The organism is Paenibacillus caseinilyticus, from assembly GCF_027533645.1.
GTDB classification, from domain to species: Bacteria; Bacillota; Bacilli; order Paenibacillales; family NBRC-103111; genus Paenibacillus_G; species Paenibacillus_G caseinilyticus.
Genome location: NZ_JAQAGY010000038.1, coordinates 38782 through 47927, shown reverse-complemented (window position 1 = coordinate 47927; position 9146 = coordinate 38782). Strand labels below are relative to the sequence as shown.

Sequence of the window (9146 nt, the reverse complement as noted above, 5' to 3'; positions counted from 1 at the left end):
ACCGTTTGGTGATGATGGCGGAAGGGAACCACGCGTACCCATCCCGAACACGAACGTTAAGCCTTCCAGCGTCGATGGTACTTGGACCGCAGGGTCCTGGGAGAGTAGAACGTCGCCAAGCGGTATCCCTTTGATGGGATTGTATCTATATTACGTAAGGGCCCTTAGCTCAGCTGGTTAGAGCGCACCCCTGATAAGGGTGAGGTCGGTGGTTCGAGTCCACTAGGGCCCACCAAACTTTTGTTTTCGGCCCGTTGGTCAAGGGGTTAAGACACCTCCCTTTCACGGAGGTAACAGGGGTTCGAATCCCCTACGGGTCACCATTTGTCTTGAACGCTTAGCTCAGCTGGGAGAGCATTACCTTGACAGGGTAAGGGTCGGCGGTTCGATCCCGTCAGCGTTCACCATACTACCGCGGGGTGGAGCAGCCCGGTAGCTCGTCGGGCTCATAACCCGAAGGCCGCAGGTTCAAATCCTGCCCCCGCAACCAATCTCTATATGGCATCTTAGGGGCATAGTTTAAAGGTAGAACAAAGGTCTCCAAAACCTTTGGTGTGGGTTCGATTCCTGCTGCCCCTGCCAATTTCGGTGGGGATTAGCCAAGCGGTAAGGCAACGGACTTTGACTCCGTCATGCCTAGGTTCGAATCCTAGATCCCCAGCCATTTGCATGAGCCATTAGCTCAGTTGGTAGAGCACCTGACTTTTAATCAGGGTGTCGTAGGTTCGAGTCCTACATGGCTCACTTTTTATGTTATACTTGATATACTCATATGCGTTCGTGGCGGAATTGGCAGACGCGCTAGATTCAGGTTCTAGTGGGGTAACAGCCGTGGAGGTTCGAGTCCTCTCGAGCGCATCATGTTGCGGAAGTGGCTCAGCGGTAGAGCATCGCCTTGCCAAGGCGAGGGTCGCGGGTTCGATTCCCGTCTTCTGCTCCATTCTTTATCTTGTTCCCTTAGCTCAGCTGGATAGAGCGTTTGACTACGAATCAAAAGGTCGGGAGTTCGAATCTCTCAGGGAACGTATTATTTTATCTATCGGGACGTAGCTCAGCTTGGTAGAGCACCTGGTTTGGGACCAGGGGGTCGCATGTTCAAATCGTGTCGTCCCGACCATTCTTGAATAGGATCGGTTAGATCCATGCTGCCTGACCAGGAATATACGAATATCAAAACGTGCTCTAGCGATAGAGCACGTTTTTTTGATTAGGCCCTGCCGGGTCTAGAGCGATTCGAATCAACCGTATTCTGGTGAAGGAGAAGTAGTGGGGACCAAGCTTTTATTTGTAAGCGCTTTTGGGATTTGCTTTTTCGAATCCAGCTTCAATTGTGTTCCAAGTAAGAATAGAATACCTCACAAAAAGAGCTTGGAAGAATGGGGTGCCTCGGAATGAGTGAGGAAAAAAGGGGAAGAATGATACTATACTGGCATAAGTTGCCTATAGGCACGGAAATGGGAAGTATCGATATGGGGAATCTGCAGATAGAAAGCGGCTGTCCCGAGCGAAATCGATTTTCCGGATCGTTTCCCTTTTAATTATAATATAACCGAGTATAACGTTTTTTAAATCGTATATTCCCATTTATTCAGGAGCCTGTTGGATTTACTTTGACGTTGTCCAATTAAACCCATATAATGAGATGGTGAATGGAAGAGGTACGTACGAAAGGGTGCTCCCCCCGATGGATCAGGAACACGAAATTATGACGGTTGCCCAGGTAGCCAAATACCTACAGATCAGTGAAATTACCACATATAAGCTGGTGAATGAAGGAGCCATCCCCGGATTCAAGATCGGTAGACACTGGAGAGTGAAGAAAGAGGACCTGCAGGAAGTCATTGAGAAATTGAAGCGAGGCGAACGGCTCTCATACTAAATAGAGCAGGTGAAAGGATTGCACATGGACGAGATCAGCGTAAAGACTCAAAATGCAGAAGAACGAGGAACACCGAAACATAACGTAAAGATCATCGCGCTTGGCGGGCTTGGCGAAATCGGGAAGAACATGTATGTCATCGAATACGGCGACGAAATTGTTGTCGTGGATGCAGGTGTAAAATTCCCGAGAAGCGATCTGCCCGGAGTCGATTATGTCATTCCGAATATCGAATATTTGGTACAGCACAAGGAAAAGATTAAAGGGATCTTTTTGACGCACGGCCATGAGGACCATATCGGTGGACTGCCGTTCGTACTTCGGGAGCTGCGCGTTCCAGTCTACGGGGCCCCGCTGACGATCGGATTGGTTAGAGCAAAGCTTGAGGAACATAAGCTGGACAAGCAGGTACAGCTTATCGTAGTAAAGGAAGAAACGGAGATTCAGCTCGAGAAGCTGAAGGTAAACTTCTTCCATACGAACCATAGTATACCCGATTCGCTTGGAGTAGCTGTGGATACGCCGGAGGGCATCATCGTCCATACCGGTGACTTCAAGTTCGATATGACACCGGTCGGGCACCGGGCTAACATCTTCAAAATGTCGGAGCTCGGCAGCCAAGGGGTACTAGCTCTGCTGGCTGATAGCACAAACAGCGAGAAGCCTGGCTATACGCCTTCCGAGAAATCTGTCGGTACAGCGGTATACGACACCTTCCGCACCTGCGAGGGACGCATTCTGTTCGCGACGTTCGCATCGAACGTTCACCGTCTGCAGCAGGTAGTGGAAGCGGCGGAGGCCACCGGCCGAAAGATTGCGATTCAGGGCCGGAGCATGGAACGCGTATTCCGTATTGCTCAAGAGCTGGGCTATATCCGGATTCCACAAGGGATGCAAATTGACATTCAACAGCTGGACAAGTTCGAAGACCGCCGTATTGTCATTATTTGTACGGGCAGCCAGGGCGAACCGAATGCAGCCTTATCCCGTATCGCCAGCGGAGCTCACTCCAAGGTACAGATTCACCCGGGAGACACTGTTATTTTCTCCTCTTCTCCTATTCCGGGGAATACGCAGAATATTAACAAGAATATTGATTTGTTGTTCCGTGCAGGAGCAAACGTCATTTATGGTTCCGTCATAGATATCCACGCTTCGGGACATGGCTGTCAAGAGGACCTGAAGCTGATGCTCAACTTGATCAAGCCGAAATTCCTTGTACCGATTCACGGAGAATACCGGATGCTGCTGAAGCATGCCCAGCTGGCCGAAGAAGTGGGTATTTCACAGGATCGATCGTTTGTACTCGACATCGGCGAAGTACTGCATTTGAACCGCAGACAGGCTCGGAAGGGACGCAAAGTGCCGTCCGGCGAAATGCTTGTCAGCGGTAACAAAGTGGGCCAAGTGAGAGGCGATATTCTGGCTGACCGCCGGCATATGTCGAACAACGGGGTTATTCTGGTCCTGATGGTCGTCAACGAAGACTGGACGGCGGTTCTCTCCGGACCGGAGCTCATCTCCCGCGGGTTCGTCTTCGTGAAGGAAGCCAGTGAGATTATCCAGAGAGCCACCGCCTTGACCCGCCGGGCCGTATCGCGTCTCATTAAACAGGGTGTGAACACGGAGGAAGGCTGGAAGTCGCGAATTACAGAGGTACTGTCTTCGCATCTGGAGAAGACTATGCAGCGGACGCCGCTGATCGTTCCGATCCTCACCCACCTGGAACGCCAGGACAAGGGACCGAGCCGGAAGCCGTCGAGGCCGAGAAGAAAGCGGGCAACGATTACGCCAGCTCCTCAAGAGCAGCCGACGGGGACGCCGCAGAAGTAGCCGAACGAGACCAAGATCACTTCTTGGTCTCTTTTTGCTATGCCAGAAGCGGGGGCCTCATCATCGGCGCTAGCTCTGTGCAGAATGGAACGTAAGCAAGGAAAGCTGGCTTACAGTCCAATCGGCTTTGAAACCAAGGCAGAGTTGCAGGAATACTGGGAAAATAAAAAAGAACCTCTTTCCCGCAGGATTGAGGTTGTTGATTCCTTAGGCTAATAAATCATTCTTAATGGTGAGCAGTTGAATCGCGACGCTCACTTCCAGTTCAGTTAATTTGCTGAATGCGGCAATTTGGGCTACGTCGCCCGTCGACAAGTGCGGATGGTTGACCAAGACATCGTAGACGATTCGTTCGGCAGCGGAGATATCTCCGTGCTGCATCCTGCTCACTTTTTTCATTGCCTTCACCTTCTTGTTGTAGAAAATACGCTTGCTTACTATTAGATTACCCCTCAAGAATCCAACTGAAACGTAAGTGCAACCAAATGATGGAAGAACAAAATCTCTTCCGCAAAACTGACATTTTTCTGGTATACTATTCACGGTTGATAGACGCAGAGAGGAACACAGGCAGATGGATCAATACAAATATCGCGTTGTGATCGCAGATATGGACCGGGCTAACCGGGAAGCGATCGAGAGGCACATCAAGTCAAGGCATCCGGATCTGTACGTGATCAGATCCGTCAGCTCGGGTAACCGGCTGGTTGAGATATGCGACCGTCATCAGCCGGAAATCGTGATCCTGAACGTGAAGCTGAAGGCCAAGGACGGCCTCTCCGCCGCCAAAGAAGTCATCTCCCGCGGGCATTCCCCCGAATGGATCGGTATGGCGGGTCAGGAGCATCTTCCCGTCCTGCTGGGTAACCACGAACTGAAATTCGCCGATTATCTTATGGTTCCTTGGAACAGCGAACGGTTATCAAAATCATTAGGGGAAGCGGTTGCACGCTGTGGTACGGCCGCTGGGAGGCCCTTTCTGTTGGAAGGGGGAGGCTTCGTCAATACGGTCAAGAGCTACTATAAGGCAAAGCCTATCGAAATCCCCGAGCGTGTACTCGTCTTCGCACAGAAGAAGGACAAGTACGTGACCCGCTTGTTCCTGTCGAACGGCAAAGTGCACCACATTAACTCCACATTGAAAGATATCCAGAGCCAGTGCACCCTCGGCGTATTCAAGGCGCACAAAAGTTTTCTCGTCAACATCAAGTATATTGAATATGTCGTAGCGAGTCCGCAGATCTCGGGTAATTATGATATTCACCTGGTCAAAAACCATTATGGGTTGTCCATCCCGCTGTCGAAGAAAATGTACCCGAACTTTGTGCGGGCCAAGGAATTCTCGAATACACTCATGAGCCGGATTCTGCTCGACGGCATTACGCACTAGAAGGAGCGAATAACCTTGCATATTAGCGAAGAAAGTACCGGGAAGAACGGAAGGCCGTCTATTCTGGTTGTGGACGACGAGCGGAGCAACCTGGAGATTCTTAGAGTCTTTCTCACCTCGCTTGGGTATCAGGTGATGCTCGCCGACTACCCTCTCGATGCGGTACGGATCGTTCATCACGACAAGCCGGACTTGATCCTGCTGGATGTGATGATGCCGGATATCGACGGATTCGCTCTATCGAGGGTGCTCCGTGAATTCGGGATTCCGATTCTGTTCATATCGGCCAAATCGCAGAAGGAAGATATCCTGAAAGGGTTGTCCTCCGGAGGCTCGGACTATATTACCAAGCCGTTCGATCTCGATATTCTCTCCCGCAAGATTGCCCTGCATTTGGGTTCGGCACAGCAGCTGCGGGAACTGCAGCGGGAGAATCACCAGCTAAAACAGAAGATGTACGTGGATCCCGCCACAGGCTTATTCAACCGGTTGTATCTGGAAGGCGTGCTGGATGCATTGAACGAAAAATACAACGCGGTGATTACCGTAAGGATCCGTGGTCTGGAAGACGGCATGCATTCTACGAAGGAGGACGGAGGAAGCCGAGTCCTGAAAGAGATTGCCGGGCTCTGTGCCGTTCTGGTCCAAAAGCATCAGGGCATTCTGTTCCGCCTTGGGGAGGATACCTGCTGCGGGGTGCTTCGTACGAGCCGTCAGGGCTGTCAAGGGCTGGCTTCGCGGGTTCAGGAAGAGATCGATCAGTACAACAAGGAACACCGTCTTCCGGACGGGAAGCCCGTGGAAGCCGACGTCGAGGCGGTCTTGGTCCCCTATGCTTCCATGAAAACCTTCCTCCTGAAAGGAGAAATGGGGGAAGGGGGCATATGAGAACGGGGCAGCTGCACAATGTCATCGAGATGACCAAGCTGATTCACTCCCGCTTTGATATCGCAGAAATCCTGCAGGTCCTCGTCAATACGCTGGCTGCGGAGATCACTCAGGCCGATCTGGTCAGTTTCTTTGTGAGGGAAGGTACGGGGTACCGGGGGCTCAAGTGCAATATCCTGCCCGATGTCGTCATCCAGCAGTACATCGATCCGCAGGAGGATCAATTCGTTCGACGAATTCTGGAGACCCGCTCGACGGATTATATCAAGAATGTGGCCCTGGATGACCGTATAGACAGTTTGAAAAAGAAGACGTTCCATATACAGTCCATTTTGGGTATCCCTCTGATACTCGATGACGAGGTCTGGGGCATGGCGTTTGCCCATGACTTTGGGCGGCCCATGAATATTACACGTGAACAGATCGAGCTGGCCGAGGCTTTCGTAAGCATGGCGGGCGTGGCGATCCGCAATCATTATATGTTCGAGCAGAAGCAGCGGTGGATCCAACAGCAGCAGAACTTGCTCGATCTCTCCAGCCGTCTGTCGGTATCTACCACCATCGGACAGATTATGCAGGTTTGTGCCGAGGGGGTGCTGCAGGCCGGCTGTGCTTCCGGTTTGTTCGTCCATAGGTATGAAGAGGAGTCGCAAACCTTCAAGCCGCTCTATCACCGAAAGGGTGGGAGCGGGGAGGAGGATTTGTTCTGGACCGACATCGAGGAGGATGTATTCCAGGTAACACTCCGCCGGGAGGGGATCCCCTGCTTCGAGCGGTATGTGCCCTGCAGTGATGCGGCCCCACGGGTGCAGGGCTATACGCTCAATGCCGCGTTCTGTGAGAGATATGGGATTGGCAGTCTCATGCATCTTCCCCTGATCACCAAGGACCGCATGATTGGAATGCTAACCTTATTCGCAAAAGAAATACCGGTCTGTACGCCGGAAGAAACCGAGGTCTGCAAGCTGATCTCTGAATTGACGGCTGCGGCGCTGTACAATGTTATGCATACGGCTCACCTGGATCAGGCGGTCAGACTCAGTACCTCGGAGCTGCTTCAGGCGAACATGAAGCTCGAAGAATTGGTCCGGGAGCTACGCAGCGCCGATGAGATCAAGAATGGGTTCATCTCTTCCTTATCCCACGAGCTTCGCACCCCGATCACTTCAATCAAGGGTACCATCGACATCCTGCTTCGCGATATTCTTGGTCACGTCAATAAAGATCAGCGGCAGCTGCTTCAGATGGCCTCGAGCTCGGTGACCCATCTGCTCGAACAGATTAATGACCTGCTCGACTTGGCTAAGCTGGGCAGCGGCAAGCTGGATTTGACCTGGAGTCCCGCCGTATTCGGCGAGGTCGTGGAGGAAGCGGTATCCATGCTCGAGCCGTTGTTTCTCAAGAAGGAGCAGAAGGTCAACGTATCCGGAGCGAAGGGCATTCAGTTGAAGCTGGACCGTCTGCGCATACGGCAAGTGCTGATCAATCTGCTGTCGAACGCGAATAAATTTACGCCCCCTTACGGCTTGATTGAAGTTACTTTCCATGCGGATGAACAGATGCTGACGGTGGCTGTCCGGGATAATGGAATCGGCATCCCTAAGTCGAAGCAGCCTCACATTTTCACCAAATTTTTTCAGGTGGACAACGGGGCGCATGGCACCGGGATCGGGCTGTCTTTTTCGAAGGAGCTGGTAGAGCTCCATGGCGGCTGTTTGACGTTCGAGAGTGAAGAAGGAAGCGGCAGCACCTTTCGGATGACATTACCGCTTAACGGCTGAGAAGGAGCATTCTATTTTTCGACACGGGCTTACATTATCCTAGCGAAATCGCCTTTTGTTCCGAGCTTCTTCCCAATCTTACCGGAAGGGATATGATGGGGGAAACAACCATTAGGCTGCCTCCATCAGGAAGGCTGCAGGAGGACTGCACGTGAACAGGCACGAAATCTCCACATGCCGTATCATCAAAGGAAAACGTACAAGGCAGGATCACCGCTACCTGGTAGTGACTCATTCCAGAGAAGTCTATATCTCGGGGGAAGTGCCGAAAGGGCACCAGGCGATCGGCAGAAAAGCCTTCGAAACGGCTTTAACCGATGCTTATTCCGAGCATATCCGCCGCTTTGCCCATACGTCTCAGAACCGTAATGTATATGCGCTGTCCGTGTACAGCGACGACCGCCATACCTTCCAGCTCTGCTTCAACACGCTTGAAGGTCTGGAGCGGACGATAACGGAAAGCCCGCATTACTCCAAGTATACGCAGGAGCAAAAGCGGGATCTCAAATATTCTCTTGGGGATTTTGCCTTCAGCTACGCTTCATTCACCGGGCCGTTTGCTTCGCAGTATGCCGCCTATCATGATGTGGTGAAGGCGGAAGCCGTGTCCGGCGGCTTCGATGCAGTGGAAGTCTATAGAGGCAGCCCCGACCACGTCCGCTATGTCTACGCGGCAGAATTATTCGGGGGCGGGCAGTATATTACAGCGCTGCAGGTAACGAAGCGGCTGACCGCGCAATCGGTATGGCTGCTGCAGACCACGCCGGATTTTGTCGCTTTTGCAAGCAGCGGCAGCGAATATGTCGACTATAGTGTGGCGATGCGGCAGACTATCGAAACACAGCGGTTCTACTCGGTATTCCCAGAGATGCGGATTCATGACGAAGTATTCCAGGCTGCGGTCCAGAAGATAAGCAGATGTTCGTACAGTGAACAGGTGTCGTTCTGGTATGAATGCGTACGGGAGAACCGGGACCGTAATCCGGAGGGGCTGCTCACCTCCACGGTACGCACGGATTATCAAGCGGTGGAAGCACTGGCAGACAGCGGTGCGGATATTGTGCCAGAGATCCTGAGGCAGCTTCGCGAATCCGTGCAGAGGGCGGATGAAGAGAAAGCGGCTTTCTTGTGCGAAGTACTGCTGGAGTTCGACAGCTTCGGCAGAGAGGCACCGGGGGAGATGGAGGCTGTGCTGGCTTATGTCCCCTCCGGTAATACCGTACTGCGTGCCCTATTGACAGAGACCAGGCATGAAATCCTCAGACGCATGAAAGGCGCCGGCACGAAGCGCTAGCCGGCAGGGATGGAAGACAGCAAAGAAACCATGAGCCCTGCTGCTCATGGTTTCTTTGTGCGCTGCTAGCCGGCAGGGGAA

8 protein-coding genes, 11 tRNA genes and 1 rRNA gene are annotated in these 9146 nt (G+C 52.3%); 19 read left to right on the top strand and 1 reads right to left on the bottom strand.

What is annotated here, in order from left to right:
* The first annotated feature begins 4 nt into the window (after positions 1-4).
* The 15 genes from rrf to O9H32_RS31635 all read left to right on the top strand — a co-directional run bounded on the left by rrf (position 5) and on the right by O9H32_RS31635 (position 3928).
* Positions 5-121 (top strand): 5S ribosomal RNA (gene rrf, locus O9H32_RS31705).
* A gap of 37 nt (positions 122-158) precedes the next feature.
* A tRNA-Ile gene (locus O9H32_RS31700) sits at positions 159-235 on the top strand.
* Positions 236-248: 13 nt separating this feature from the next.
* Positions 249-323 (top strand) — tRNA-Glu (locus O9H32_RS31695).
* Positions 324-331: 8 nt separating this feature from the next.
* A tRNA-Val gene (locus O9H32_RS31690) sits at positions 332-407 on the top strand.
* A gap of 6 nt (positions 408-413) precedes the next feature.
* Positions 414-490: transfer RNA gene (locus O9H32_RS31685), tRNA-Met, on the top strand.
* 18 nt (positions 491-508) lie between these two features.
* A tRNA-Trp gene (locus O9H32_RS31680) sits at positions 509-582 on the top strand.
* 7 nt (positions 583-589) lie between these two features.
* Positions 590-664: transfer RNA gene (locus O9H32_RS31675), tRNA-Gln, on the top strand.
* A gap of 7 nt (positions 665-671) precedes the next feature.
* A tRNA-Lys gene (locus O9H32_RS31670) sits at positions 672-744 on the top strand.
* A gap of 30 nt (positions 745-774) precedes the next feature.
* Positions 775-858, top strand: a tRNA-Leu gene (locus O9H32_RS31665).
* Positions 859-865: 7 nt separating this feature from the next.
* Positions 866-940: transfer RNA gene (locus tag O9H32_RS31660), tRNA-Gly, on the top strand.
* A gap of 11 nt (positions 941-951) precedes the next feature.
* Positions 952-1025: transfer RNA gene (locus O9H32_RS31655), tRNA-Arg, on the top strand.
* Between the two features lie 15 nt (positions 1026-1040).
* Positions 1041-1117 (top strand) — tRNA-Pro (locus O9H32_RS31650).
* Positions 1118-1684: 567 nt separating this feature from the next.
* Positions 1685-1879: a helix-turn-helix domain-containing protein gene (locus O9H32_RS31645; RefSeq protein WP_269870081.1), complete on the top strand. Its 195-nt coding sequence runs from the start codon at positions 1685-1687 to the stop codon at positions 1877-1879.
* A 24-nt stretch (positions 1880-1903) separates the two neighbouring features.
* Positions 1904-3712, top strand: a complete 1809-nt coding sequence (rnjA, locus tag O9H32_RS31640; RefSeq protein ID WP_269870082.1) for a ribonuclease J1 — start codon at positions 1904-1906, stop codon at positions 3710-3712.
* A gap of 84 nt (positions 3713-3796) precedes the next feature.
* On the top strand, positions 3797-3928 hold the full coding sequence (locus tag O9H32_RS31635) for a hypothetical protein (protein WP_269870080.1): 132 nt from the start codon (positions 3797-3799) through the stop codon (positions 3926-3928).
* On the opposite strand, the gene O9H32_RS31630 is transcribed toward O9H32_RS31635, so the two are convergent.
* Positions 3920-4111 (bottom strand): hypothetical protein, encoded by a 192-nt coding sequence (locus O9H32_RS31630; RefSeq protein ID WP_269870079.1) that lies wholly within the window; start codon positions 4109-4111, stop codon positions 3920-3922. The two genes, O9H32_RS31635 and O9H32_RS31630, sit on opposite strands and share 9 nt — an antisense overlap.
* A 175-nt stretch (positions 4112-4286) precedes the next feature.
* On the opposite strand from O9H32_RS31630, the gene O9H32_RS31625 reads away from it, so the two are divergent.
* The 4 genes from O9H32_RS31625 (at position 4287) to O9H32_RS31610 (ending at position 9065) form a co-directional block, all read left to right on the top strand.
* Positions 4287-5102 carry a LytR/AlgR family response regulator transcription factor gene (locus tag O9H32_RS31625; protein WP_269870078.1) on the top strand — a complete coding sequence of 272 codons (816 nt, stop codon included), beginning with the start codon at positions 4287-4289 and terminating at the stop codon, positions 5100-5102.
* 15 nt (positions 5103-5117) lie between these two features.
* Positions 5118-5990, top strand: a complete 873-nt coding sequence (locus tag O9H32_RS31620) for a response regulator (protein WP_269870077.1) — start codon at positions 5118-5120, stop codon at positions 5988-5990.
* Positions 5987-7771 (top strand): ATP-binding protein, encoded by a 1785-nt coding sequence (locus O9H32_RS31615; protein WP_269870076.1) that lies wholly within the window; start codon positions 5987-5989, stop codon positions 7769-7771. Before O9H32_RS31620 ends, O9H32_RS31615 begins: the two co-directional genes overlap by 4 nt.
* Positions 7772-7922: 151 nt before the next feature.
* Positions 7923-9065, top strand: coding sequence for a DUF4303 domain-containing protein (locus tag O9H32_RS31610; protein ID WP_269870075.1), 1143 nt, complete (start codon positions 7923-7925; stop codon positions 9063-9065).
* Positions 9066-9146: the final 81 nt, after the last annotated feature.